General features: G+C 47.2%; 25 protein-coding genes, 1 tRNA gene and 1 rRNA gene. 20 read left to right on the top strand and 7 right to left on the bottom strand.

Annotated elements, in window-relative coordinates; all coding sequences use genetic code 11:
• The first annotated feature begins 134 nt into the window (after positions 1–134).
• From rrf to cqsA, 4 genes are all read left to right on the top strand, one after another.
• Positions 135–250 (top strand): 5S ribosomal RNA (gene rrf / locus KI655_RS06805).
• Positions 251–319: 69 nt separating this feature from the next.
• Positions 320–410 (top strand) — tRNA-Ser (locus KI655_RS06800).
• A 245-nt stretch (positions 411–655) separates the two neighbouring features.
• Positions 656–1645, top strand: coding sequence for a zinc-dependent alcohol dehydrogenase family protein (locus tag KI655_RS06795; protein ID WP_285402972.1), 990 nt, complete (start codon positions 656–658; stop codon positions 1643–1645).
• 261 nt (positions 1646–1906) lie between these two features.
• Positions 1907–3139, top strand: coding sequence for an alpha-hydroxyketone-type quorum-sensing autoinducer synthase (gene cqsA, locus KI655_RS06790; protein WP_285402974.1), 1233 nt, complete (start codon positions 1907–1909; stop codon positions 3137–3139).
• A gap of 97 nt (positions 3140–3236) precedes the next feature.
• On the opposite strand, the gene KI655_RS06785 is transcribed toward cqsA, so the two are convergent.
• The 5 genes from KI655_RS06785 to KI655_RS06765 all read right to left on the bottom strand — a co-directional run bounded on the left by KI655_RS06785 (position 3237) and on the right by KI655_RS06765 (position 9456).
• Positions 3237–5282, bottom strand: a complete 2046-nt coding sequence (locus KI655_RS06785; RefSeq protein WP_285402970.1) for a hybrid sensor histidine kinase/response regulator — start codon at positions 5280–5282, stop codon at positions 3237–3239.
• Between the two features lie 261 nt (positions 5283–5543).
• A complete protein-coding gene (locus KI655_RS06780) occupies positions 5544–6866 on the bottom strand; it encodes a CoA-disulfide reductase (protein WP_285402968.1) in 1323 nt (440 codons plus the stop codon).
• A gap of 74 nt (positions 6867–6940) precedes the next feature.
• Positions 6941–8347 carry a cation:dicarboxylate symporter family transporter gene (locus KI655_RS06775; protein ID WP_285402966.1) on the bottom strand — a complete coding sequence of 469 codons (1407 nt, stop codon included), beginning with the start codon at positions 8345–8347 and terminating at the stop codon, positions 6941–6943.
• Positions 8348–8378: 31 nt separating this feature from the next.
• Positions 8379–8762, bottom strand: a complete 384-nt coding sequence (locus KI655_RS06770; RefSeq protein ID WP_285402965.1) for a RidA family protein — start codon at positions 8760–8762, stop codon at positions 8379–8381.
• 25 nt (positions 8763–8787) lie between these two features.
• Entirely contained in the window at positions 8788–9456 is a 669-nt protein-coding gene (locus tag KI655_RS06765; protein WP_285402963.1) for a transcriptional regulator, read from the bottom strand.
• A gap of 620 nt (positions 9457–10076) precedes the next feature.
• On the opposite strand from KI655_RS06765, the gene phnC reads away from it, so the two are divergent.
• The 14 genes from phnC (at position 10077) to KI655_RS06695 (ending at position 21508) form a co-directional block, all read left to right on the top strand.
• Complete coding sequence (gene phnC / locus KI655_RS06760; RefSeq protein WP_285402961.1) at positions 10077–10889, top strand: phosphonate ABC transporter ATP-binding protein; 813 nt, start codon at positions 10077–10079, stop codon at positions 10887–10889.
• Positions 10890–10907: 18 nt separating this feature from the next.
• Positions 10908–11903 (top strand): phosphonate ABC transporter substrate-binding protein, encoded by a 996-nt coding sequence (gene phnD, locus KI655_RS06755; RefSeq protein ID WP_285402959.1) that lies wholly within the window; start codon positions 10908–10910, stop codon positions 11901–11903.
• Between the two features lie 51 nt (positions 11904–11954).
• A complete protein-coding gene (phnE, locus tag KI655_RS06750) occupies positions 11955–12743 on the top strand; it encodes a phosphonate ABC transporter, permease protein PhnE (protein WP_285402957.1) in 789 nt (262 codons plus the stop codon).
• A 71-nt stretch (positions 12744–12814) separates the two neighbouring features.
• Positions 12815–13510 (top strand): phosphonate metabolism transcriptional regulator PhnF, encoded by a 696-nt coding sequence (gene phnF / locus KI655_RS06745; protein WP_285402955.1) that lies wholly within the window; start codon positions 12815–12817, stop codon positions 13508–13510.
• The gene (gene phnG / locus KI655_RS06740) at positions 13511–13957 is read left to right on the top strand and encodes a phosphonate C-P lyase system protein PhnG (RefSeq protein WP_285402953.1); all 447 of its coding nucleotides are present in this window, start codon (positions 13511–13513) and stop codon (positions 13955–13957) included. It abuts the gene before it with no gap.
• Positions 13958–14093: 136 nt separating this feature from the next.
• Complete coding sequence (phnH, locus tag KI655_RS06735) at positions 14094–14714, top strand: phosphonate C-P lyase system protein PhnH (protein ID WP_285402951.1); 621 nt, start codon at positions 14094–14096, stop codon at positions 14712–14714.
• Positions 14699–15808, top strand: coding sequence for a carbon-phosphorus lyase complex subunit PhnI (locus KI655_RS06730; RefSeq protein WP_285402949.1), 1110 nt, complete (start codon positions 14699–14701; stop codon positions 15806–15808). Before phnH ends, KI655_RS06730 begins: the two co-directional genes overlap by 16 nt.
• The gene (locus KI655_RS06725) at positions 15805–16722 is read left to right on the top strand and encodes an alpha-D-ribose 1-methylphosphonate 5-phosphate C-P-lyase PhnJ (RefSeq protein WP_285402947.1); all 918 of its coding nucleotides are present in this window, start codon (positions 15805–15807) and stop codon (positions 16720–16722) included. Before KI655_RS06730 ends, KI655_RS06725 begins: the two co-directional genes overlap by 4 nt.
• A complete protein-coding gene (gene phnK, locus KI655_RS06720) occupies positions 16719–17546 on the top strand; it encodes a phosphonate C-P lyase system protein PhnK (RefSeq protein ID WP_285402945.1) in 828 nt (275 codons plus the stop codon). Before KI655_RS06725 ends, phnK begins: the two co-directional genes overlap by 4 nt.
• Before the next feature lie 10 nt (positions 17547–17556).
• On the top strand, positions 17557–18282 hold the full coding sequence (phnL, locus tag KI655_RS06715; RefSeq protein ID WP_285402944.1) for a phosphonate C-P lyase system protein PhnL: 726 nt from the start codon (positions 17557–17559) through the stop codon (positions 18280–18282).
• 15 nt (positions 18283–18297) lie between these two features.
• Entirely contained in the window at positions 18298–19431 is a 1134-nt protein-coding gene (gene phnM, locus KI655_RS06710; protein ID WP_285402942.1) for an alpha-D-ribose 1-methylphosphonate 5-triphosphate diphosphatase, read from the top strand.
• Positions 19432–19434: 3 nt separating this feature from the next.
• Positions 19435–20103, top strand: a complete 669-nt coding sequence (gene phnN, locus KI655_RS06705; RefSeq protein WP_285402939.1) for a ribose 1,5-bisphosphokinase — start codon at positions 19435–19437, stop codon at positions 20101–20103.
• The gene (phnP, locus tag KI655_RS06700; RefSeq protein ID WP_285402937.1) at positions 20100–20867 is read left to right on the top strand and encodes a phosphonate metabolism protein PhnP; all 768 of its coding nucleotides are present in this window, start codon (positions 20100–20102) and stop codon (positions 20865–20867) included. Before phnN ends, phnP begins: the two co-directional genes overlap by 4 nt.
• Positions 20864–21508: a DapH/DapD/GlmU-related protein gene (locus KI655_RS06695; RefSeq protein WP_285402936.1), complete on the top strand. Its 645-nt coding sequence runs from the start codon at positions 20864–20866 to the stop codon at positions 21506–21508. The genes phnP and KI655_RS06695 overlap by 4 nt, the downstream gene beginning before the upstream one ends.
• Positions 21509–21606: 98 nt before the next feature.
• Here the strand turns inward: KI655_RS06695 and KI655_RS06690 are convergent, their stop codons facing one another.
• Both KI655_RS06690 and KI655_RS06685 read right to left on the bottom strand, forming a co-directional pair.
• A complete protein-coding gene (locus tag KI655_RS06690; protein WP_285402935.1) occupies positions 21607–22944 on the bottom strand; it encodes an MATE family efflux transporter in 1338 nt (445 codons plus the stop codon).
• A 100-nt stretch (positions 22945–23044) separates the two neighbouring features.
• Positions 23045–24028 (bottom strand): AraC family transcriptional regulator, encoded by a 984-nt coding sequence (locus KI655_RS06685; RefSeq protein WP_285402934.1) that lies wholly within the window; start codon positions 24026–24028, stop codon positions 23045–23047.
• 129 nt (positions 24029–24157) lie between these two features.
• Between KI655_RS06685 and KI655_RS06680 the strand changes: the two genes are divergently transcribed.
• Complete coding sequence (locus KI655_RS06680; RefSeq protein ID WP_285402933.1) at positions 24158–25528, top strand: serine hydrolase; 1371 nt, start codon at positions 24158–24160, stop codon at positions 25526–25528.
• A 67-nt stretch (positions 25529–25595) separates the two neighbouring features.
• Positions 25596–26381 (top strand): hypothetical protein, encoded by a 786-nt coding sequence (locus tag KI655_RS06675; protein WP_285402932.1) that lies wholly within the window; start codon positions 25596–25598, stop codon positions 26379–26381.
• Position 26382 lies beyond the last annotated feature (1 nt).

The raw sequence follows: 26382 nt of genomic DNA, 5'->3' as shown, positions 1-26382 counted from the left end.
GGTTTTGATGGACTCAAAACTATTGTTTCCGCTTTAAAAAGCAGAGGCAAACAAGAACACTTGAATGAGTTTAGAGAACAGAAACAGCTTTCCAGATTACTTTTCTGAAAGAAAATCAGAGAAGAAAGAATTTGCTTGGCGACCATAGCGTTGTGGACCCACCTGATTCCATGCCGAACTCAGAAGTGAAACGCAATAGCGCCGATGGTAGTGTGGGGCTTCCCCATGTGAGAGTAGGACATCGCCAGGCTTTGATTTGGTTATTTGCTATGCAAATAACAACTTCAACAGATTAGTACACTGTTGATGACAATTTGTTGGAGGGATGGCTGAGTGGTCGAAAGCACCGGTCTTGAAAACCGGCAACCGTTAATAGCGGTTCTAGGGTTCAAATCCCTATCCCTCCACCACCATTGAAAAGCCCACTGAGAAATCAGCGGGCTTTTTTCATTTCCACCAATTTTTAAAATCTCACCTATTCGCTCTCCTTGAAGCACTCAATGTGTTCAATAGCCATCATCTCTATCTCTACCTTTAACCATTCTTAACAAAAACTTAAAACTGATTCTCTGTCTTGTCCTCTTATAAAGCATCCAGTGCTGCCTATACTAGTTGCGTACAAACAACATAAAACAATGGATAGGGGTTCTGCGGTATGAAAGCGACAGTGATTCGTAAGTTTGGTGGTACAGAAGTATTTGAGACTACTGATGTTGCAAAACCAGAAGTTAAAGCAGGTCATTTGGTAGTTAAAATTGAAGCTTCAAGCGTTAACACAGTAGATATGATGCTACGTGAAATGGGTGAAGCGCTGCCGTTCCACCCTCAACTACCCGGTATTCTTGGTATGGACTTCGCTGGCACTGTAGAAGCGGTTGGTGAAGGTGTTACCGGTTATGCTGTTGGAGATGAGGTATATGGCTGCGCAGGTGGCTTAGGCGACTTACAGGGTGCTCTTGCTGAATACATGCTAGCGGATGCAAACCTTGTTGCTCACAAACCTAAGAATATCTCGATGCGCGAAGCTGCGGCTATCCCATTGGTCGGTATTACGGCTTACGAGGGGCTCATTCGCGCAGGTATTACTGCGGGTCAAAAAGTACTGGTGCATGGCGGTGCTGGCGGTGTAGGTCATATTGCACTGCAGTTAGCTAAGCACTTCGGTACCGAGGTTTATGCTACCGGCTCTGAAGGTGAGAAGAACGATCTAATTGTAAAGCTTGGCGCAACACCGATCGACTATCGAACTGAATCCGTCGCTGATTATGTCGCTAAGCATACTGATGGTGCAGGTTTTGATGTTGTATTTGATTCTGTTGGCGGTTTAAACCTAAATAATTCGATTGAAGCGACCAAACTGAATGGTCAGATCGCAACGACGGTTTCTATGAATGAACTTGATCTGACTATGGTGCATTTGAAAGGCCTGTCGCTGCATGTCGTCTTTATGTTGATCCCGATGATCCATAATGTAGGCAGAGCTGAGCATAGTAAAATTCTGAAAGCGATCGCTGAGATCGTTGAAGCAGGCGCTCTTACGCCAGTTTTGGATGAGCACAGCTTTACGCTAGAGCAAGCTGGCGCAGCCCATGACCGTCTGGCAAGTGGTCAAACGCTTGGTAAAGTCGTGATTGATGTGAAGTAACACGATTTCATTCAGTATTGATAAGATTACAGAGGCTCGCATTTGGCGAGCCTTTTTTCGTTGGGCTTTAAACCACCGTTGAAAACAACGGTTCAAGCACCACTTTTAACGAGGGAGATCCTGTTTAAACCTTGTTCAATAATTAGAATGCACTTCCCTATAGTAATGACGGTCTCACCTCCCTAAACCCTTAAATTCCGAGTTTGCAATCCGCTGCAAAAATATGCAACTCGCCCCTTAACAGTCTTGTTTTTTTCGTCAATATACCGCTGTCAGCGCTGGCGTTTTTCTGTATTACGAAGAGAACTTACTATGAGTGATAATTCTAAAATAAAACCACTACCTTCCTTTGTTGAGGAACGCCTTAACTTCTTTATGCAAGATCTAATAGCGCCGAATAAGAACAACAAACACTTGGTTCTGGGGCAGCGCCCCAGACCAACCTCGATAGTGATGCAAAGTAATGATTACCTTGCGTTATCAAACCATCCAGAGATTCAGCATGCCCATCAACAGGCGATTTCTCGCCAAAGCGAGAGTGTTGTGATGTCGTCGATTTTTCTGCAAGACCAAGAGTCAAAACCTGACTTTGAGCAGCAGTTAGCTGAGTTAGTTGGGATGGAGAGTTGTTTGCTGTCTCAATCTGGTTGGGCAGCGAATATCTGCTTACTGCAAACGGTTTGTGCTGCAGATGCTCCGGTTTATATCGACCGCTTTGCTCATATGTCTTTGTGGGAAGGGATACGAGCTGCGAACGCTGTAGCTAGACCATTTAGACATAACGATATGACTCACCTGCGCAAACAACTGCAACGTTATGGCAGTGGCGTCATTGTGGTGGATTCTGTCTATAGTACGATTGGCACCGTAGCCCCATTGAGTGACATCTACGAAATGGCTCAAGAGTTTGACTGTGCCTTAATTGTCGATGAGTCTCATTCTCTAGGGACTCATGGAGAACAAGGTGCTGGCTTAGTTCATGCTCTAGGGTTAACCGAGCAGGTTGACTTCATCACCGTCAGCCTTGCTAAAGCCTTTGCTTACCGTGCTGGGGCAATTCTTGGGCCTAAGTCGATGGCGGGTGCGCTTCCCTTTGTCGCATTTCCAGCCATATTCAGCTCAACGGTTTTGCCACAAGAGATCAGTCGACTGGAGAAGACACTAGAGGTCATTAAAAGTGCTGATAAACATCGGGAACAGCTGTTTGAGAGAGCAAACATTCTCAAACAGGGCTTGAAGAAGATTGGGTTTACTGTGCGGAGTGATTCGCAAATTATAGCCTTGGAATGTGGCAGCGAGAGAAATACAGAAAGGGTGCGAGACTTTTTGGAAAGCCATGATGTGTTCGGTGCTGTGTTCTGTCGACCTGCGACAGCCAAGAATAAAAACATAATCCGTTTCTCTGTAAACTCAGGGCTGAGTATGGGAGACATCGATCATGTACTGACCGTCTGTCAGCAAGCGTATCAAACCCCTGAATTAGAGTTTGCTTAGGCGAACGGCTTTGTTATATAGATAAGGATGGTTTTTAGGTAATACTACAAACCTAATGACAGAGCTCAGTATTGCTCTGAGCTCTGATTGAAAGCCATTAGACCCAGTTGGCTATCTTGTCGAAGAGTCGGTTTTTGTCGGCAGGTTTTACGATGAAATCAGACATGCCAGAAGCCCCAATTTGTTCAAGTGTGATAGGGGAGCTGTCTCCGGTATGCGCGATAATCGGAATAGAGGAGTACTCTTTGTTTGCATTTCGGATACGACGTGATGCTTCAACACCACTCATCACGGGCATCTCAATATCCATAAGAATCAAGTCGACACTATTGCTGTCTAGCGCGTCTATTGCTTGCTGGCCATCTTCTTTTTCAATGACCTCAAATCCCTGCTTAGCGATAAGCATCGCAGTAAATCGTCGTAGTGATTCATTATCGTCAACCACCATGATGGTGCCTTTCTTAGACGTCTTGAGCGGCTCGAACTCCTGAGGAGCAGCGACATAATCGCTATCGTAAAATAGCTCTTCAATGGTGGATTTTGTATTGAGCAACCATGCTTGTGTCTCAACCCACTTTGCGCTCTGCAGTGTGGTGTGGGTTTTCTTCGTTGAAGGGTGTTCATACAAGTAAGCAATACGCGCTTCTGTGAATGACAGCAGCGACTCTAACGCTTTCTGTCGCTTAGATTGCGCAGACAGAGCCTCGATATCAATAAGGATTACGTCAAACTCGAACTCATACTCTTTGCGATTTAAAGCCGAAGCTACATTGAGAACTATTAGGTTAAAGCCCATAAAGCGGCTTATCTCTGTCATTCTTGTGGTTAGAACATTCTGTTCACAGATCATGAGTACCGATTTAAGCTTGGTGAGATCGCTCTGAATTTCGATGATTGTGTGAGAATTGATCTGCGGGAACGTCAGGGTAAATTGAGACCACTCCCCAAGTTCAGATTGGCATTGAATATCGCCACCAAAGGCTTGCATAACTTTCTGGCAAAAAGGTAAGCCTAATCCGTAGCTACCAGATTTACCGGTAGTATAGAAATCTTGGAAGATATTACGCATGGCTTCACTTGAGATACCAGAGCCGTTGTCTGTCACCGTGATACTGCTTTTGTTGCCTTCTTTCGACATGGTCACATGAATATGAAAGTCATCAGTGTTGCGATGATGGAAGGCGTTTTTGAATAGGTTGTACATAACATACTTGAGCAGGGTATCGCTGCCCAGAAATTCAAAGTCACCTTGAACATCGAAAGAGATCGCATCTTTATCCGCTGAACGCTTGTAACTAAAACTGTCGATTGCTTCTGAAACTACATGCTGCGCTGAGTGTTTCTTGAAGGTTGAACGTGAGATTCGGTTCTCATCTATCGAAGTCAGAAGTAGGTCGATGGTCTCGTTACCAGTGTGAATAATATTCATCGCATCGTCACTGACTTTTTTCAGTAGTGACGCGTCTTGGTAGTCGAGAACGTAGTGCTCTTTTTTCTCTTCTTTTGGATTTGGCAATACCGATTGCATGAGGTCGATAGAGGTGAGCAAACCACTCAGAGGGTTACGCATTTCATGGGCGATACCTGCACCGAAAGATTTGGCGAGTGACACTCTAGCCTCATGCTCTACTTGGTTACGAACGTAGAACATATTGCCGAATAGGTAGATAAACAAAAAGATTGGGACGTGCGTCCAGTCCATCGTTAAATCGAGATAAAAGCCCTGTGCAACCCAAGCAAAAAACGTGGCAAGGCCAATCCCCGCAAAGGTTTGAGCAAACATTACTCGAGTAATATGCACCAGTAAAATATGCAGAAACGTCGCCGCCATAAAAGACATCACCCACACGTTCGACCAATTGTTCATTAGCAACATGTAGAAGAAGAACCCGGGTAAACAGATCGTAGTGGCAACCTGGTAGTAGGCCGGTAGGTATTTACGCCAACTGAATGGAAAACGGTGTCGATAAATGATGCCGAAAAACAGCATAGAGCAGAACACGCGTAGCGGCAGGTTTTCATAGGGCTGTGGAAACAGTAGCTCCCATACTATGTAGTACACAGGGAAGCCGACAAAACCCATCCACCCTACTAGAGTAAGGTTCGGTTCCGCGTATTGATAGACTTTACGAATCGCGTCCATATTGAGTATTTAGTTAACCTAGCTATGACGTTTGACGGTATTACTGCTGTTTTTTTTTGTTTTTATATTTTTCGAGCGATTATATAACACTTATTGTTTGTAAGCTTTTAAGTTCGATCAAATAATACACTAAGTTCGAATGTGGCACGTTACTTACGTTTAACATTGAAGGGTTGAGCAATAAAAAAGCAGCCACTTGGACTGCTTTGGGTTTAGATATTTGTGAGTACTGTTAAAAAGTACTCATGCGACACGCTTTCGTTATTTCGCTACGTTTCCTGCAACATTCAACGCATCCCATGTACGAGCAAATGGAGGGGCGTAGCAGAAGTCCATGTAGCCAAGCTGGTGTGTGGTCATCTTCGCGGTGATCGCAACCGCCAACGCATTAATACGTCCAACAGCGCCTTTCTTACCCACGATTTCTCCACCCAGTAACACCTTAGTTTCTGGGTGATAAACCAATTTCACCTTAATGTCTTCTTGGCCTGGGTAGTAATCGGTTTGGTTTTTGTCCGAGATAGTTGAGACTTTGACTTCTAAGTCGTGTTCTTTTGCTAGCAGCTCAGAGACACCTGTACAGGCTAATTCGTAATCCAGTACTTTCAAACATGAAGATCCCAAGAAGCCTTCCATGTAGGTGTCTTTGCCTGCAAGCTTATCTGCCATCATACGCGCTTGCTTGTTGGCGGTGGTTGCCAGTGGCACATATACGGATTTTCCTAATGCCATGTGATGAACCACGGCACAGTCACCCACAGCGTAGATATGTGGATCTTCGGTTGCTCCATATTCATTGACCAGTAATGCACCATTGACTGCTTTTGGAAGCTCGAAGAACTCAGTATTTGGCTTGAAACCAAGTGACATGATGACTACGTCAGTTTCAACATTGCCATTATCCGTTTCTACTGTGTAACCACCATTATCTGCATCTCGAATGGCTGAAACGCTACAACCTGTTTTTAGCTCTGCTCCAGACTCACGAATGGCTCCTTCAACCACTTCGATCATTTCAGGACTAAACTGACGACTCATTACATGCTGTTCGCGTTCGATGATAGTGACGTCTTTACCAAGCTCATGTGCCGCATCGAACACTTCAAGTCCGATGAACCCACCACCAATAACACAAATACGCTGTTTACTGTTGTTCTTTAATGCCTCTTTAACGGCTTGGCCATCTTCCATGCTGGTTAAGGTATGGACGTTTTCAGGGTTATATTCACCGAATGGAGGAACGATAGGGCGAGCGCCAGTCGCAATTACTAACATATCGTAATCAATGATGCTCTCTTCGCCTTGGTGACGAATGGTGATCTTTTTCTCTGCTCTGTCTAAGGCAACCATTTCAGTTTCGATGCGTACATCTAAACCAGATTTAATCGCTTGCTCTGGTGTGCGAGAGATCATGCGTTCGGTGTCATCAAACATACCGCCCGCAAAGTAGGGTAAGCCACAAGCCCCGAAAGAGATGTAATTGCGTTTATCTAGCACAATCACTTCATCTGATGGTTGATTACGTTTGTACTTCGCTGCGAAACTCATACCTGCGGCGCTACCGCCTACGACAACAATTTTCATACTTACTACCTAAATACCTGAAATCAGGAAAACGGAGAGCACCCGTGGTGGGTGCTCTTGATTAAGTTGGGAGGTTATACCGCTGCTTCTTTTGTTGTTGTAGAAGCAACGTCTGCGTTGTATTGCTCAGTGTCTAAAGAGCCATTCTTCTTAGCGGTTAGTACACCCGATAACATAGAACCTGAGATGTTTAGAGCCGTACGTGCCATATCAATGAGCGCTTCAATAGAAACTAGAATCGCAACCACTGTGATGTCTAGGCCCATAATGGTTAGTACTGCTACTGCTGCGAAAGTCGCACCGCCACCCACACCTGCGATACCGAATGAAGCAATCGCGATTACAGCAATCAGTTGTAGGATGAAGCCTAGGTCAACTGGCATACCCATTACTTGAGCCGCCATGATAGCGAGCATTGCAGGGTAGATACCCGCACAACCGTTTTGACCGATACTGGTACCGAATGTCGCTGACATGTTTGCTGTTTCTTCGTCCACACCTAGACGTTGAGTTTGAGTTTCAACGTTTAGTGGGATTGCCGCCATGCTTGAACGAGAACCGAAGCCGAACACCAATACAGGCCAGATTTTCTTCATGAACTTAGCAGGAGATAGGCCAAACATTGACACCATCACGAAGTGGATAGCGAACATTACGCCAATCGCTACATAACTTGCGAGTAGGAAGCGACCCATTTCTGCTAGTGCAAACAAGTCATTGGTCATCATGAACGTGGTCATCAGAGCAAATACACCGTAAGGCGTTAGCTTCAAGATTTCACGTACCATTGAAAGCACCACTTCTTTTGCCGAGTTGATGAAATCAACGAAGTTTTGCACTTTCTCAGGTTTACGGTTTTTAACTTGCAGGATGCAGTAACCTAGGAACATACCAAACAATACTGTTGATAGCGTAGAAGTACGCTCTGAGCCCGTTAGCATGTCGAAGATGTTGGTTGGAATGATAGACAGAGCCATACCAGACAGGCCGCTGCTCGCCATTGCATCTTGTGTCGCTACCAGTGAGTCACCACGTGCTTCGATAGCGCTGTTGGTGCCAATCGTGCTCACTAGTGCGTTTGCATCGATACCAAACAGGTAGATACTTGCGATACCAACCGCCGCTGAAATCGCACAAGTGAAAAGCAGAATACCGATGATTTTTGGTGCGATACGAGACAGTGCGCCACCGCCTTCTACGTTCATGATCGAAGAGATCATCGCCACGAATACCAGTGGGATAACGATCATTTGTAGCAGTTTGATGTAGCCTTTGCCGAACACTGAAATTAGCTCAGCAAAGCCCGCTGTCGCCGTGTTGCCGACGCCGAATACCAGTTGGATAGCTCCACCAAATAGTAGGCCGGCTGCCAATGCGCTTAATACGCGGAAGTTGAAACTCTTTTTCTGTTTCTTGAAGTTCGAAAGTAGTGCGTAGAACCCGAAGAACAGTATGCTTAATCCTATAAATGAAACGCTCATGAGAATCTCCTATTGATCCCATTAAAACCGATTATTTTTTGTATGCGATGGCTTCAACTTCAACCAGTGCGTCTTTTGGTAGTCTTGCGGCTTCAACGCAAGAGCGAGCTGGTGCGTTTTCTGTGCCAAACACGTCGGTGTAAATCTCGTTAAAGGCAACAAAGTTCTCCATATCAGACAGGAAGCAGGTCGTTTTCAAAACGGTGTCTAGTCCTGCACCGCTTGCTTCAAGCACCGCTTTCAAGTTTTCTAAAGACTGACGAGCCTGCTCTTTGATTCCACCTTCAACAAACTGCATGGTTTCTGGAACCAGTGGTAGTTGGCCAGATGTGTAAACCATTTCGCCGTAGGCTGTGCCTTGTGAGTAAGGGCCGATAGCTGCAGGTGCTTGTTCAGTGGCAATGATCTGTTTCACGATGTAACTCCTAAGTTATTAATTTTTATTCTGATTTAAATTCACGGATAAACTTGTAGACCGCCTGACGGCTGATCCCAAGCTGTTCGGATACTTGTGTTGTGGTCTCTTTCAGTTCGAAGACACCGTTGTCGAATAGGTTGCGAATGATGGCTTTGTTGTGGCCTTTCGGTGACACAGTGTCGTCTTGCTCAACGTCTTGAATGGCAGAGTTAAGCGCCTGTTGAATAACGTCGTTCGCGTTGTTACTGAATGTTTCGCTGACCAGCGTCTGAGGTGCGTTGCACTGGGGCATTAAGGTTTTAACGATCTCAGGAAATGGGAATGACAAGTTCATGTTGATACACAACATGCCAATCGGCTTCTGCTGAGGGCCAGCCAGAATACAAGTCGTTGATTTGAGGAGTGATCCGTCAGCTGCATTGGTGAAGTAGCTTTTTGGTGAGACTTCGCCAGTTTTCTCGAATGTGCTCCACATACGCAGGCCTAAGTCGGTGATCGGGGAGCCAATCTCACGGCCGGTATGGTGTCCATTGACGATCTTAACAACGGAATTTTCTAAGCTCTCGAATGAGTGGATCACAACCTCGCAGTAGGGGCCAATCAGGTCTGCGATCGTGTCTGCTAAGCGAAAGTAGCTAGTCAAACATTCTCTGTCTTCATCGGTGAATCGAACTTGTTTTACACTCATCATTTCGGTTTACATTTTTGAACTCAATGACTGCAAACTACTCCTTTAGAGTTATTTCGGCAATGCGGAGTAAACTTCTGTAAACCGAGAAAATGTGATGTAAATTCCAACAATACATCCTGATTTATTTGGTTTTGTGGGTGTATTTTGAACGCGATCACTAGAAAACTATGAAATGGGTTTAATTCCGTAAACCGCATCAAAGTTTAATTATTTAAAATCAAAGATTACGTTATTGAATACTTTAATGATCTAGAACAATTTCTGAGCGTCGAATAAAACGCGCCAAAAATAGACTTAATATCGAAATAGAAAAAATCGTCAATGGGATTGATATTGCATTCAATATATAAGTTTGATGATCAATTTGTCTGAGTTATTAGACGGTGTGAGATAGCAAGAGTGAGCGTCGCTTGTATTGTCAAATTACTGTGAATTGCGTTCTTATATAAGTGCTTAACCTTGTCTAATTATGAGTGTTTTAACCTTTTAAAAACATAATCTTAAGCTTGTCTAGACAAGTTGTTGTTCACCTCTCGATGTTTCATTTCTGCAAATAAAACGACACCGAATCTTAATATTTCATCGTCAAAGTTACCTTAAACCAAACAGGGACATTGACGATGAATCACATCATTGAAGTTAACAAGGTCAACAAGACATTCGGTGACAACCGCGCACTGAATAATATCAACTTGACCATTTCTAGCCGAAAGATGACGGCACTGCTTGGGCCTTCTGGCTCGGGTAAATCGACACTGCTTCGTCATCTAAGTGGGTTAATTATTGGCGACAAAAGTAGCGACTCAAATATTCGAGTGTTAGGGAAGACTGTCCAAGCCAATGGCAAGCCTGATGCCAAAGTTCGTGAACGACGTGCTCAAGCGGGCTACATATTTCAACAGTTTAATTTAGTAAACCGCCTATCGGTGATTACCAACGTGATGATTGGTGCGCTGAGCTCGACGCCTAAGTGGCGAACTCTGACTGGCATGTTCACGGTGGAACAGCAACAACAGGCTTTGGACGCACTGCGTCGAGTGGGGATGGAGCAATTTGCGAACCAACGTGTCGGCAACCTTTCTGGTGGTCAACAGCAGCGTGTCGCCATTGCCCGAGCTCTAATGCAAAAGGCAGAAATCATCTTCGCAGATGAACCTATCGCTTCTCTAGACCCTGAATCGGCTCGCATCGTGATGGAGCTGTTAACGGACATCAACGAGAAAGAGGGCATCCCTGTGATTGTGACTCTTCACCAAGTCGATCATGCGCTTAAATACTGCGAAAACATCATCGCGCTGAGAGATGGTCAGGTTTTCTATGAGGGCAAAAGCGCAGAGCTGACAAAGCCGCAACTTGAAGATCTCTACCGTTCTAAACCGTCATCCAATACACCACAAATTCAACCGACTGACGTGCTGGCCGCGTCTTTTTAAATAATCAGGGAAAACACCATGTTTCATTCAATGAAATCAGGACTTAAGAAAGCGGTGACACTCGCAACTGTAGCGATGACCACACTGACTGCAGGCTACGCTGTGGCAAAAGACGAAATCAATTTCGGCATTATCGCCACCGATGCGCAGCAAAACTTACGTCAGCGCTGGGATCCACTTTTGGAAGATCTTGGTCAGGCACTCGGCAAGCCAGTGAAGGCGTATTTCGCTCCGGATTATGCAGGAATTATTCAGGCGCAGCGCTTTGGCAAGGTTGATTTTGCTTATTACGGCAATAAGGCGGCAATGGAAGCGGTTGACCGTGCCAATGCTGAACTGTTTGTTCGTTACATTAATGACGATGGCCTACAGGGTTACCACAGTCTACTGATCGTCAATGCTGAGAACGACAACATCAACACACTGGACGATGTATTAGAGCACCACAAGACGCTCAAACTGGGCAATGGTGATCCTAATTCTACATCGGGCTTTTTAGTGCCTAACTTTGAAGCGTTCGCAAGCAATGGCGTGTCGGCAAATGATTTTCACCGCAATGTGGCGGCGAGTCATGGAGCCAATGTGATGGCTGTGGCGAACAATCAAGTGGATGTCGCCACCAATCACACCATGAACCTGATTCGCGTCCAACAGAACAACCCAGAGCTGTTCAGCAAGCTCAAAGTGGTGTGGCAGTCCAATCTGATCCCATCGGATGTAGTGACCTATCGCAAAGAGATGGATGAGGAGATGAAGCAGAAGGCGCGTGATTTCTTCGTTAACTACGGAAGCGAGCCAGAGCAACGTGCAAATCTAGAGCAGCTAGCTTGGTCTGGTTTTGCCGCGACTGACAATAGCCAGCTCCTACCAATCCGCCAGATGGAAGCGTTCAAAAACCTTGTAGAGGCAGAGAACAACACTAACTTGAGCGCTCAAGACCGCGCAGATCGCATGGCTCAATATCAAACAGAGATTGACGAGCTTCAATCTGAAATCGATGCGCTGAAAGGCTAATTCAAACTCATGCGCCGTGACGATGCGGCGCATTCATTAGAGTGAAAAATAATGACTGCAATAACTCAAAGCTACGAGCCTTCCTCAAAGCTATCAATCAAAAACGCTGTGATTGCTGTATTGGTATTACTGGTATTGAGCTGGGCTTGGCAAGGTGCAGAAATGGCGCCAATGATGTTCTTTGAACACCCAGAGAATATGGTCCAGTTAGGCAAAGACTTTTTCCCCGCTGACTTCGGCGAGAGCAACATCTACTTCAGCGAAATGTTGGTGACCATTCAAGTCGGTATTTGGGGCACGGTGTTGTCTATTTTGTTGGCGATTCCTTTTGGCATCCTCAGTGCTGAAAACCTAATGCCAAGCTGGGTGACGTTTCCAATTCGTCGTTTGATGGACTGCTTGCGCGCTATCAATGAGATGGTGTTTGCGATGCTGTTTGTGGTGGTGGTTGGATTAGGGCCATTCGCTGGTGTTATGGCGCTATTCATTCATACCACAGGTGTCCTTGCCAAGCTGTTTGCAGAAGCGATTGAAGCGATTGAACCGGGCCCAGTTGAAGGCGTGAAGGCAACGGGTGCCAACCCAATCGAAGTCATTCTGTATGGCGTAATTCCTCAAGTGATGCCGCTGTGGATCTCTTACTCACTCTACCGCTTAGAGTCGAACATCCGCTCCGCAACCGTGGTTGGTATGGTCGGCGCTGGTGGTATCGGTGTCTTGCTTTGGCAATCAATCTCTGGCTTCCAGCTACAACAGACAGCCGCAATTATGGCGATTGTTATCGTGACAGTAAGCGTGATTGATTTCATCTCTCAAGTTATCCGCAAGAAGTTTATCTAGGCATGTTACATGCCTATTTAACTCTACTTGTCTAGATAACTTATTGAATTATCGAAAAGGAAATGCAGCGAATGCCTGTTTATTTGGATATCGCTTCAGAGCTTGAAAAAGAAGTGAAAGAGCAGTTCGTGCCCGGTGATTACCTGCCGACCGAGTCGAAACTTGCCGAGCGCTTCTGTGTTAATCGCCATACGCTGCGTCGCTCGATTGATGAGTTGGTTGCTGCGGGGTTGATTCAACGTCATCAAGGCAAAGGAAACATGGTGATACGTCAGCCGAGTGAATATCGACTTCACTCTGGGGCGCACTTTACCAAGAACCTGATTGAACAAGGGGCGATGCCAAGATGTGAAGTGCTGCAATCTCGATTGATTAGTGCACCGTCCAAGATCGCGGGCTATCTCGGTATCGAAGAGGGTAGCAAGGTGATTCATATTCGCACCTTTCGGAAAACTGAAGAGTCGCCGAGGACCATCATTGACCACTACCTACCAGATACAGCGTGGTGGTCAGTATTGAAGAACTTTACCAGCGGATCTTTGCACCAGTTTATTAAGCGCGGCCTCGATATCGACCTAGAACGAAAACAGACTCGCATCGGGGCAAAGATACCAAGCAATGAAGAGTGTCGACTGCTGCACATCAGCACCAGTACGCCACTTCTTAAGATTAAAACCACCAACGTAATTAAAGGCACACAAGTGATCGCGGAGTTTTCCAGCTCCAATACCCGTGCCGACGCAACAGAAATAGTAATGGAGCACTAAATGACAGCTTTAAAAGAGCGACAAAAGTGGATGTCAGTACTCGCACAGAGCTCGTTCACCGAGTTAAAAGCGCATTGGGACGAGTTAGGGCTAAACGCCGAATACGCCATGGTACGACAACCCGAGATTGGTTTGGCACAGGTACGCGCTCGCATGGGCTCAACAGGGCGTCAGTTCAATATGGGCGATGTGACCATCACTCGCGCGGTGATCAAGCTGAATAGCGGCGAGTTGGGTTACAGCTACCTACAGGGCCGTGACAAGCCACATGCAGAACTAGCTGCTGTAATTGATGCGTTGATGCAGAACGGAAAGCAGGCGGAAGCGATCAATACGCAAGTCATTGAGCCATTAGCGGCAATGAAACACGAGCGTGATAGTCAACGTCGCCAGGAAGTCGCAGCCAGTAAGGTGGACTTTTTTACTATGGTTCGCGGCGAAGATTAGGTTCGCGGAGAAGATTAGGTCCGCGGTGAAGACTAGGGGCACGAGTAAGACTGGTTCATTAGTGATGGAAAGACTCACTGAAAAGACCGGTAAAACCGATAAAAATTAATGAATTAAACAGGTTAGAACGAATTCCATGAGTATGATTTCTCCTGCATTTCAAGATGCAGTTCATGATAGCCAGCAGTGTTTTCGCTTGCTGCTTAAAGCGATGTCAGAGCCCGGAAAGGTAGTGACATTGAATCGCTGTGTCGGCTTTGGCTCAATGATGAGTGCCGCAGCGCAGACGCTGCTTTCGATGGCAGACAACGCAACACCAATCTGGCTTTCAGAGACATTTAAGGCCGATCACGCAGTAACAGAAAACATCAAATTTCACATTGGTGCTCCGCTGGTGGATCAGACCCAGCAAGCAAGCTTTGCCGTCATCTCCGAGCAGGATCTTATGGATCTGGATTGGTCTGAGCTGACATTCAACTTGGGCAATGAAGAGTACCCGGATACATCGACTACCGTCATTGTTGAGCTTGATAGCTTCGGTGCGGGCACCGAGTTAGCGCTTAGCGGCCCGGGGATTAAAACGACGCAGACGACGTTAATGAGCGGCCTGCCTGCTGATTTTATCGCCTACCTTGAAGTTCGTCAGCGGTTGGTGAAATTCCCACAGGGTGTGGACTTTATCTTTGTGGCTAACCAACAAGTGCTTTGCCTGCCTCGAACAACCAAAGTGGAGATGATGACATGTACGTTGCTGTAAAAGGTGGAGAAAAAGCGATAGCTCTTGCGCACCAACTGCAAGCCAAGAAGCGCCGTGGTAATCCAGAATTGCCAGAGCTCACGGTTGAGCAGATTCAAGAACAGCTATCAGGCTCTGTCGATCGAGTGATGACGGAAGGTGGCATCTACGACAAACAATTAGCGGCGCTGGCGATTAAGCAAGCGGCAGGTGATCTAGTCGAAGCGATCTTCTTGTTGCGCGCGTATCGAACCACGTTACCACGCCTGATCACGGCGCAGCCGGTTGATACTAACACTATGCGAATTGAGCGCCGTATCTCGGCGACCTATAAGGATCTACCGGGCGGTCAAATTCTAGGTCCCACCTACGATTACACCCATCGTCTATTAGATTTTAGCTTGCTTGCCGAAGGGGAAACGCCACGCATTCCAACGCAAGAGGTGAGCGATACCGAACCTTGTCCACAGGTGCTGGGTATTCTTGAAAACCTCGACATGATGTTGAGCGAAGAAGATGACCAGCAAGTGCCGGAAGATATCACTATGAATCCGGTGAACTACCCATGCGACCGCAGCGCACGTTTACAAAACTTGGTACGTGGCGATGAAGGTTTCTTACTGGCACTCAGCTACTCGACTCAGCGTGGTTATGGTCGTAACCACCCATTTGCAGGCGAGATTCGCACCGGTTTTTCGACCTTGTCTATTGAACCAGAGGAGCTGGGCTTCAGCATTGACATTGGTGAGATTGAGCTGACCGAATGTCAAATGATCAACGGCTTTGTCGGCAACAAGCAGCAGAAAGCCAAATTAACCCGTGGCTATGGCCTGACTTTTGGCGCGACAGAACGCAAGGCGATGTCGATGGCGCTGGTTGACCGCTCACTGCAAGCGCCAGAGTACGATGAGCCTGTGGATGGCCCTGCTCAAGATGAAGAATTCGTCTTGTCGCACTCCGATAACGTAGAGGCGGCAGGCTTTGTATCTCACCTGAAACTTCCTCACTACGTCGACTTCCAAGCGGAACTGGAACTGTTGAGAAAAATGCACAAAGAGCACGATGAATTAATGGCTCAGCAAAGCAATGACGAAGCACAAGGAGGTCAATCATGAACACAGCAACCCTTAACGCGCCAGTTGAAACTAACAATATGACGGACGCACAGACTAACCTCACGACAAGTTGTGTTGGAACAACAGGTTATAACTATGGCTACCTTGATGAACAAACCAAACGCATGATTCGTCGTGCCTTGCTAAAAGCAGTCTCGATTCCGGGCTATCAGGTGCCTTTTGGTGGGCGTGAGATGCCTATGCCTTATGGTTGGGGTACAGGTGGTGTGCAGATCACGGCCGCGATCATTGGTCTGCCGGATGTGCTCAAGGTGATCGACCAAGGCGCAGATGATACGACCAACGCGGTGTCGATCCGTGAGTTCTTCAAGTCAATTGCTAGCGCTCAAACCACAGAGAAAACCACCGAAGCCAGCATCATTCAGACACGTCACCGTATTCCTGAGGTTGCGTTGCAAGAAGATCAGATTTTGGTCTACCAAGTACCAATCCCTGAGCCGCTGCGTTTTATTGAGCCACGTGAAACTGAGACTCGTAAGATGCATGCTCTGCAAGAGTACGGAATTATGCACGTCAAACTGTATGAGGACATTGCGCGCTTTGGTCATATTTCGACGGCGTATGCCTACCCAGTTCGCGTTAACGACCGCTACATCATGGACCCATCGCCAATCCCTAAGTTCGATAACCCGAAAATGGACCATATGGCGGCACTGCAACTGTTTGGTGCGGGACGAGAAAAGCGTATCTACGCAATTCCCCCGTACACCAAGGTTCAGAGCCTAGATTTTGAAGATCACCCGTTTGAAGTTCAACAATGGGATGAGCCGTGCGCGATTTGTGGTTCAACCGATACCTTCCTTGATGAAGTCGTCATGGATGACCAAGGCACTCACATGTTCGTGTGTTCAGACACAGATTACTGCCGCCAGCAACAGGAGAAAAACGCATGAATGCTTTGACCAAGATGCAACAACAACCGAATCCGTCAGAGCAGCCACTGTTGTCTGTCTCTAATCTGACCAAACTCTACGCGCCGGGCAAGGGCTTTCAAAACGTGTCGTTCGATCTCTACCCGGGTGAGGTGCTTGGCATCGTCGGTGAATCGGGCTCTGGTAAAAGTACCTTATTGAAGTCGCTTTCTGGCCGCCAGACGCCGGATAGTGGTGAGGTTATCTACCTACGCGGTGACGCTGACCAACAAATCACACAGCTTGAAGATCTCTACCAGATGGCAGAGAGCCAACGTCGTCACCTACTGCGTACTGAATGGGGGGTGGTGCATCAACACCCGATGGACGGTCTGCGTGGTCGAGTGTCGGCGGGTGGCAATATTGGTGAGCGTCTAATGGCGGTGGGTGAGCGTAACTACGGTGAAATTCGTCAAAAATCGGCGAAGTGGCTCGGCGATGTTGAGATCCCACAAGACCGCATGGATGACATGCCAACAACTTTTTCAGGCGGTATGCAGCAAAGATTGCAGATCGCACGTAATCTGGTCACCCATCCGAAGCTGATTTTCATGGATGAGCCGACGGGTGGATTGGATGTGTCGGTACAAGCCAAGCTATTAGATTTACTCCGTCGCTTGGTGACGGAATTAGAACTGGCGGTTGTGATCGTCACTCACGATCTGGCGGTCGCGCGTTTATTAGCACACCGCTTGATGGTGATGCGTCGAAGCGAAGTGGTTGAGAGTGGCTTGACCGATCAAGTGCTTGATGACCCACAACACCCATACACTCAACTGCTTGTTTCTTCTGTGTTGCAGAACTAAGGACGACGAAATGAATACCAAACTAACCGTAAACAACGTCAGCAAAACCTTTGTGCTGCATAACCAGAATGGCGTGGAGCTACCCGTTCTTAAAGGGGCTAACTTCTCCGTAGACAGTGGCGAGTGTGTGGTGCTACACGGCCACTCTGGCTCAGGTAAATCAACCTTGTTGCGCGCTCTCTACGCTAACTATCTGGTCGATTCGGGTTCCATCAAAATTGAACATCAAGGGCGAACTTTGGATTTGGCAACGGCGACGCCAAGAGAAGTGATCAATGTGCGTAAACACACCATTGGTTGGGTGAGCCAGTTCTTGCGAGTCATCCCTCGTATCAGCGCATTAGAGGTGGTGATGCAACCGATGATAGAGATGGGTGGCTGCGCGAAAGAGGCGGAACAAAAAGCGAAGCAATTGCTGACTCGCCTCAATGTCCCAGAGCATCTTTGGCACCTTGCTCCTGCGACCTTCTCTGGTGGAGAACAGCAGCGTGTGAACATCGCTCGAGGCTTTATTGTCGATTACCCGATCTTGTTACTTGATGAGCCAACGGCTTCGTTAGACGCAACCAACAGTGCGGTTGTGGTTAGCCTGATTGAAGAAGCCAAAGCGGGCGGTGCGGCGATCATCGGTATCTTCCACGACGAAGCAACACGTGATCTGGTCGCTGACAGACTGTATGACGTTAAGCAACAGAAAGACATTTTACCAAAACAACTCACAACGGCGTGTGCGTAAAGGGAGCCAACGCAAATGATTATTACCAACGTAAATCTGGTTTTGGAAAACGAAGTGGTGCGAGGTTCAGTTGAGCTTCGTGATGGCGTCATTGCCAATATGTCTGACAGCACCAGTCAATTACCCAATGCCTTTGATGGTGAGAATGGCTTTTTAATGCCGGGTTTGATTGAGCTGCATACCGATAACCTAGAGAAGTACTTCACGCCAAGGCCAAAAGTGAATTGGCCGCCATTTTCAGCGATGAGCGCTCACGATACTCAGTTGATTGGCTCGGGTATCACTACGGTATTGGATGCCGTTGCGCTTGGTGACTACCGTGATGGTAATCGACAAGAGAATCTGGATCTGTTTATCAATACCGTTGCGGAGAGCCAAAAACGTGGATTAACACGTGCCGAGCACCGTCTGCATCTTCGCTGTGAAGTGCCACACTCAACTACGGTTGGTCTGTTTGAGCGTTACGTGAACATGCCGGAAGTGCAATTGGTTTCTTTGATGGATCATGCCCCGGGTCAGCGTCAGTTTGTCAATCTCGATAAGTACCGCACTTATTATCAAGGCAAGTACAACATGGATGATGCTGAGATGGCGGCGTTCGAAAAAGATCAAATCGTAAAGTCAGAGCGTTGGTCTAAGCAGAACCGTGATGAAATATGTCGCCAATGTCGAGAGCTTGGTATTCCAACAGCAAGCCATGACGACGCAACAAGTGCACACGTCACGGAATCTAAAGATCTAGGCATGGTGATAGCGGAATTCCCAACCACAGTTGAGGCGGCGAAACGTTCTCATGAGCTCGGCTTGAAGGTGATGATGGGGGCGCCAAATGTGATTCGTGGTGGTTCTCACTCTGGTAACGTTGCTGCACATGAACTGGCGTCTTTGGGTGTGCTGGATATTCTCTCTTCAGACTATTATCCAGTGAGCTTGTTGGATGCGGTGTTCACTCTGGTTCATGATGAACGCAACAGTTTGGATGTGGCTCAGGCAGTCAAACTGGCGACACTCAACCCAGCACAGGCTTTGGGACTGAACGACCGCGGTGTGATAGCAGAGGGTAAACGCGCTGACTTGGTATTGGCGCGTCGTGTGGATGATCATCAGCTGGTGTCTCGCGTGTGGCGTGAAGGTAACAAGGTATTTTAATCCATGTCGAAAGGTAACCCATTTGACGCGAATGGGGCGGTGAACTCTGCCCCAATCGCGGATAAGCCGGGCCAGTTGTACTATGTGATTGGCCCATCAGGCTCAGGAAAGGACTCAATAATCACTGCGCTACGTGAGCAATTTGTCGATGACTTAGTTGTGGCACATCGCTATATCACCCGCGCAGCCGATGCTGGTGGCGAAAACCATGTTGAGCTCAGTGAGGATGAGTTTTTTGTACGCTACTCGCGCAATATGTTTGCGATGAGTTGGCAGGCGCATGGCTTGTGTTATGGCATAGGGCAAGAGGTTCATCAATGGATGGATGCAGGTCTAAGTGTGGTGGTGAATGGTTCACGGGCGTACCTAGACGCGGCTAGAAATCTGTTTGGTGATCGCCTCGTTCCTGTTGTGGTCAGCGTAAAGCCTGAGGTACTGGAAGCACGTTTGCGAGCAAGAGGACGTGAAAGCGAGCAAGAGATAGCGCTGAGGCTAAAGCGCGCTGCCGACTATTGCGTAGATTCTGCTTCAGGTTCAGCAACACTCAATAACACCTTGTGTATTGATAATAGCGGCACACTTGAGCAGACCATCGCTCAATTTAGTCAGTTGAAGCACCATGCCGAGCAACTGGCTACGCAATCAACTGAAAAAGAGGGGAGCATGGTATGAAGCTGACGATGCTAGGCACCGCGAACAGCGCGATGGTGCCAGTGTACGGTTGTGACTGTTCCGTATGTCGACGTGCTCTTGAGAATCCGACTTTACGACGTGAAAAGTCATCAGCCTTTGTCGAGCATAACGGCAAAGTATTATTGCTTGATGCCAATGCGCCCGATCTAATGCGCCGTTTTCCTGCAGGAACAATCGACCAGATCCTGCTGACTCACTATCACATGGATCACGTTCATAGTTTGTTTGATCTTCGTTGGGGGGTAGGAGATACGATCCCAGTGATCTCCCCTGATGATCCTTTGGGATGTGATGACTTGTATAAGCACCCTGGAATTTTAGATTTCTCACAGCGTGCTCAAGCGTTTAAGGCATTTTATTGGCAAGGTATCAAGATCACACCCTTACCGCTCAATCATTCAAAACTTTGTCTGGGCTACTGCTTTGAGTTTGAGGGTAAACGCATCGCCTATCTAACCGACACCGTTGGTTTCCCAAAACAGACCGAGCGCTGGCTGAAAGAGTTCCCTGTAGATTGGCTCATCACCGATTGTGCATACCCACCTATTGATGACCATCAAGTGCGCGAAAGCCTTAATCACAATGATTTCCACCATATTTTAGACATCGATGAAGTGTGTAAACCGAAGAATCTTGGCTTGATTCATGTCAGTCACCACACCCTTAGTTGGGCTGAATTGCACCCACAAGCATTTTCGGAGCGACTGCGCATTCTTCACGATGGCGAGGAGATAAACCTATGAGCCAACCTCTTTCCCCAACCTTGAACAGCGAACCAAGCGTTGCTGAGAGCAGTAAACTGCATAATGTCGACCTTGGACGCTGGACGGAAATTGCCGACCGCTGTGTATTAAACAACGTGGTGGTCGGTGATTACAGCTACATCCAGAATGACAGTAATCTGATGTTCACCGAAATCGGTAAGTTCACCTCGATTGCAGCAGCTGTTCGTCTTAACCCGAGTAACCACCCATGGTGGCGTCCAACACTGCACCATTTCACCTACCGACCGGGTAAATATCAATTGGGTGAAGATCCTGCTTCACTCGATGATGAGGTGTTTGCATGGCGCGAAGAGGACAAAGTTCGTGTAGGTCATGATGTGTGGATTGGTCATGGGGCGATTGTGCTGCCGGGTGTGACGATTGGCAACGGCGCCATTGTTGGTGCAGGCAGTGTGGTCACAAAAGATGTACCGCCTTACTCGATCGTGGTCGGCAACCCAGCCAAGGTATTACGTCCACGCTTCGAAGATCCAAGTTACGCAGAGAGGCTAGATAATCTGCAATGGTGGCATTGGAGTGATGAGAAGCTCAGCCAAGCACTGCCTCTGTTCCAGAAGGATTGCGGAGAGTTTTTGGAGCACTTTGAAGCAGAGTGTTAAGAGTATTGCTATATGAGTTCACTCTAGAATGTTGTCCAGTCTAAGACCAAAAAAGCAGCCTTTGTTGGCTGCTTTTGTGTGTCAGGATGGTAGCAAAGTTATTTGGTCGCGAGTTTGAGCTCAACTTGTTTTAGCGCACGTTGAGACATCAACCAAGCGCAGCTGCCTGCAAGGATATTCCCCACCATTGCACCCCAGAACAGCCCTTCAATTCCTGCCATTTGTGAGCCAATCCATAAACAAGGCAGGAAGAAAGCGAACAGGCGCAACGCCGAGATAGTTAACGCGGTATAGGATTTACCCAGCGCATTCGACACTGACACCATCAACATGCAGATACCCAGCGGCCCAAGACTGATTGGAACAATCATCAGGTGATAGTTGAGAATGGTCGTTACATCGCTGTCGCTGGTCATAAGCCCGGCTAACCCACCAGAGAATAGCCAAGTCACCAAGGCGATGACGACTTGGAAACTGATAACGAAGGTCGCAGCGATTTTAATTAAGCTGCGAATGTCAGTGAGATTCTTCTCACCTAACATGCGCCCAATCATTGGTGGCATCGACATGGTTAGAGCCAGTACTGAGACAATCGCGAAAAACTCAAAGCGTGAACCCAATGCCCAAGCCGCAACTGCTGCGGTGCCATAGCTTGCCAGTAGTTTGGTTGCTAGCATCGAAGAGACCGGAGGTAGCAATTGGCTGATCATCGCAGGCCCCATAATATGACCAATCGAGCGGATGCTCTTACCGATATCAAGATCTTGCCAGTCGAACGTTAGCCAGTGTTTCTTGGCGACTTTAGGGCCAACAATGAAGATACCAATACCAAAAGCGAGAATGGTAGCAATCGCGGCACCATTGATGCCTAGGTCTAAGGTGAAAATGAAGATCGGATCGAGGATCAAGTTAATCAAGCTGGTGGCGATCATCATGGTGCCCGGCAGCATGGTATTGCCATTGGCGCGACATACGCTGTAGAAGAAGTACAGCATCGCACCTGTCCAAGAGCTGATTAGCCAGTAGATCCAGTAAGAATCAATGATTGGAAACACCGATTCAGGGGCGTCCAACAGTTGCAAAATTGGCCCACGCAGCAGGTAAATGATCACTGAAAACAGTGCTACGCCCACACCGCCCATTGCAACCACCAAGCCACCTAGCTGTTTTGCATAACGCACCTTCTTTGCTCCAATAGCGCGTGCAATGACCGCCGTGGTCGCGATACCAAGTCCGACTTGAATCCCAATGATGATCATCTGAATTGGCAGGGTGAAACCTTGAGCCGCCAGTGGCAATACGCCCAATTGACCAATAAAAGCACTGTCGACAAGCTGAAAACTCATCAATGAAAGCACGCCGAACAGCATTGGCCAGGTCATAGTAAAAAGTTGCCTGCTTAGAGACGGTGAGGGCGTTGCAGTTGTTGAATTCATAACAGTCTTAAAATTATTGAGGGGACGGTGATCAACCGTTCAATCGAGATTTGGCTAAAGGATAGCGCAATGTTCGACCGATACCAATACGCGGTATTGTCTATTCTGTGTTGCGATAATTGCGCCGATACTGAGGAGCCGTACTGTTCGCCCACTTTTTAAAGGCGCGATTGAAGTTGCTGAGGTCGCTATAACCGACTTGCCAGCTAATTTCTTGTACTGACAGATCAGTCTGCTCCAGCAATTGTTTTGCTTTCTGGTGTCGGATCTTCTCTTTCTCATCTTTAAACAAGATGTCGCGACTTTTTAGATTTCGTTGTAGGGTTCGCTTTGTCATACCGAGCATTTCAGCAAACCAATCTATGTTGAACCATGGCAGAGTGGCATAAGTGTTAATCAAAGTGATGACCGAGTCGTGCCAATCGAGCGATGCGGTTTTTTCATCGATGGCTCGATAATCCTCTGCCAATGGAATGACGATTGCACCATAGGCTTGCTGAAACTGAATATGCGAGTAATGGAAATGATGTGGGAGCTTATTCGAATTTTGGCTCGAAGAGACCAGTTTTGCATGTGACGGCTGCCAACGAGGATCGATAAAGCTGCGACATAGGCTGATTATGGTCAGCGTTCTAAACCACTCAGCTTGTTCAAACCCTGCTGTTGAAGGGTGATAACAGCTGCGATGACATAGCCACCAAAAACCGTCTTTGTACTCCGTCCAGATGGTGATGTGATTACTGAGATTCTGGATCTCGACAATCAGGCAGCGTATCGCTTGTTCCAGTGAGTCACATTGTTCAATCTTTTCATGTAGCGCTGGTGAGAGTTGTTTGAGCGTGGCTTTAATACCCACCTCGATGCCAATGCTGTAACCAAACTTACGCTCAAGCAAGTCTATGAATCGCACCAAATCTTGCGTAGGTAGCCATAGGTTGGATTGGGTTAGCTCAAGGGACAAGCCACACTCAAGAGCGATTGAGCGCCAATCGAGTGAGCGTTTATCGCAATACTCAATATAGGGTGCAATATTGCTGGTCGAACTCAATAGAATATTGGTGGTATTGGCTGTGGCCTTTTTCATCTTTTTGCCTATCGCTACAAATGAGGTGACTTTATTAAGGTAATCGCTATCACTTTAAATGTCACCAAATGACCTAATTTTAACCCTCCAACCTCCCTATACTTCTCTCACCCCAAAGAGGAGAAGAACATGAAACTTAAACCCCTTGCCCTAATTATCTCATCATTTGCAGTTTCATCGCTGGCCTTTGCATCAGACGTTGTGGCTCAAAACCCAGTTGAAGCCGCTCTTCAAGTGGAAGGTGCTCAAGTGACTTTGACGGTCAAAGATGCACCAAAGGCGTTCACCCCAGAGTTTGCTAGCGCAGCGCGTGAAAACTTCAACAACTTCCATTGGCAGATGGGTGGTGACCACAGTGTTTACTACAACATGCACATGAGTGAGTTTATGCCAACGGCTTTAGCTGCACCCAATGAGAACTACAAGCCATTGGTGAAGAACATCGATCCTCGCTTGGCGAAATTGACTGTGGACACAACCGCCAAAGGTGAGTTGACGATGGAGCAGTACCTTGCTGATGAGCAGTTTAGAACTCAAGGTTTTATGCTGATTCATAAAGGCGAGATCGTGTATGAAGCATACCCAGGTATGAGCCCAACAGATACTCACGTATGGGCTTCAGCCGCTAAGACAACCGTCGGTGCCGTGGTTGCGATGCTGGCAGAAGAGGGCAAAGTCGACCCAGAGAAGAGCATCACTCACTATGTTTCAGAATTGAAAGGAACGAACTGGGATGACATCACGGTACATCAAGTGCTCAATATGTCTACGGCTCTTGATAACGAAGAGACGCTTCAATCAATCTTAAACCCAGATTCTGATGTGGTCCGTTTCTTCGCTGCATCGTTCAACTCACCTCGTGCAAAAACGGGTGAAATGGAAACATGGATGCAAGTGGCTCAAGGTGCACAGAAACTGGAAGGTGAGCAAGCAGGTGACCACTTCCGTTATGCATCTATCAACACCATGGTGCTGACAAAGCTTGTTGAGAACATTGAAAACAGAACTTGGACAGAAGTGTTTGAAGATCGCGTTTGGTCGAAGGTGAATGCACGTCAACCAATGCAATTCAACCTAACGCCTGACGGAATGGCTATCGCAGTAGGTCTGGTTTCGACAACGGTAGAAGACATGGCGCGTTGGGGCACCTTGTTCACACCTAGCTGGAAAGCCGTGGCGGAAGAGCCTGTGATTTCGCAAGCTGTGATTGATCGTATTCGCAACGGCGGTGATCCAAAAGCCTTTGTTGGCACCAGCAAAGAGACTAGCTCTCTACATGCTTTCCATGAAAAAGCCGACTATAACGCGTATCAATTCGACTTCATCTTCAATGATGGTGCAATGGCGAAAAGTGGCAACCTCGGTCAATTCATCTACATCGACCCAGATCGTGACTTTGTTGGCGTGATGTTCTCAAACAACCCATATCACTCTGGTTTTGGTGAGAACAAAGCGCCTGCACTGATGCGCTCTGCTGCAAAACTACTTGCTGACAAGTAATCCCCCCATTTGAAACAGACGGATTTTCTAGCTTCAAGGAAGAAGCAAACGACTTTCGAGAGATACAATGAAAAAGTTTGCCCTAATTATTCCTCTGAGCTTAGGTTTATCGATTCCTGCACATGCCGAATCTGAGCGTGTTATTGACCCAGCTGACGTCACTAAGGTGTACACACAAAGCGCACTGATGGTGAGCGGTAATTCTGATATTCAATTCCAAGGCCAGATATCGGGTGGCTTAGAAAATGGTCAGCAGTTTGCTTTACTCGCAGAAGCGACATTTGTCGATGAAAGCAACACAGCGCTGAGTGATCCAGACAAATTTGGTACTGAGTACAGCAATTCTAGAATCCAGTATTTCCACGTCTTTGAAACGGGCACTGCGGCTGCGCCTAAAGTGGGTCTTTCTCTAGATTATATTAATACCCGTAACAGCATCAAAAATGACCTGTTGTCGGTGGGTGGTGTTGTGGCGATTAATCCAGCCTATACCGGTGGATTCTTGGTATTCCCAAGAGCGGGGTTGATGACAGGTAGTATGGAAATTCCTGGAGTTACATCATCTAAAGATGACCTGACGGGGTACTCACTGGGATTGATCACCGCTAAGCATCTGGGTGACTCTGGTGCCTATGTCTCTTTTGTACCGGAGTGGCAGGACCTTTCTGGTGATGATATCGACATGCAGAACTTGTCATTCAAAACATCGTTAAATGTGCCGATGAACACGGCAAGAACTTGGTGGTTGAATACTCGTTATGACATTACCAAAACGGATGTTGATGTGAAAAATGCGTCCATGCCTAATGATTGGCAAACAGAAGCTTGGATTGGTGTTCGTTACTACTTCTAAT

It is taken from the genome of Vibrio sp. D404a, assembly GCF_030248535.1.
In the GTDB taxonomy this organism is placed as follows: Bacteria; Pseudomonadota; Gammaproteobacteria; order Enterobacterales; family Vibrionaceae; genus Vibrio.
The sequence above is the reverse complement of the archived record's forward strand: the minus strand, read 5'-3'. Positions and strand labels throughout refer to the sequence as shown.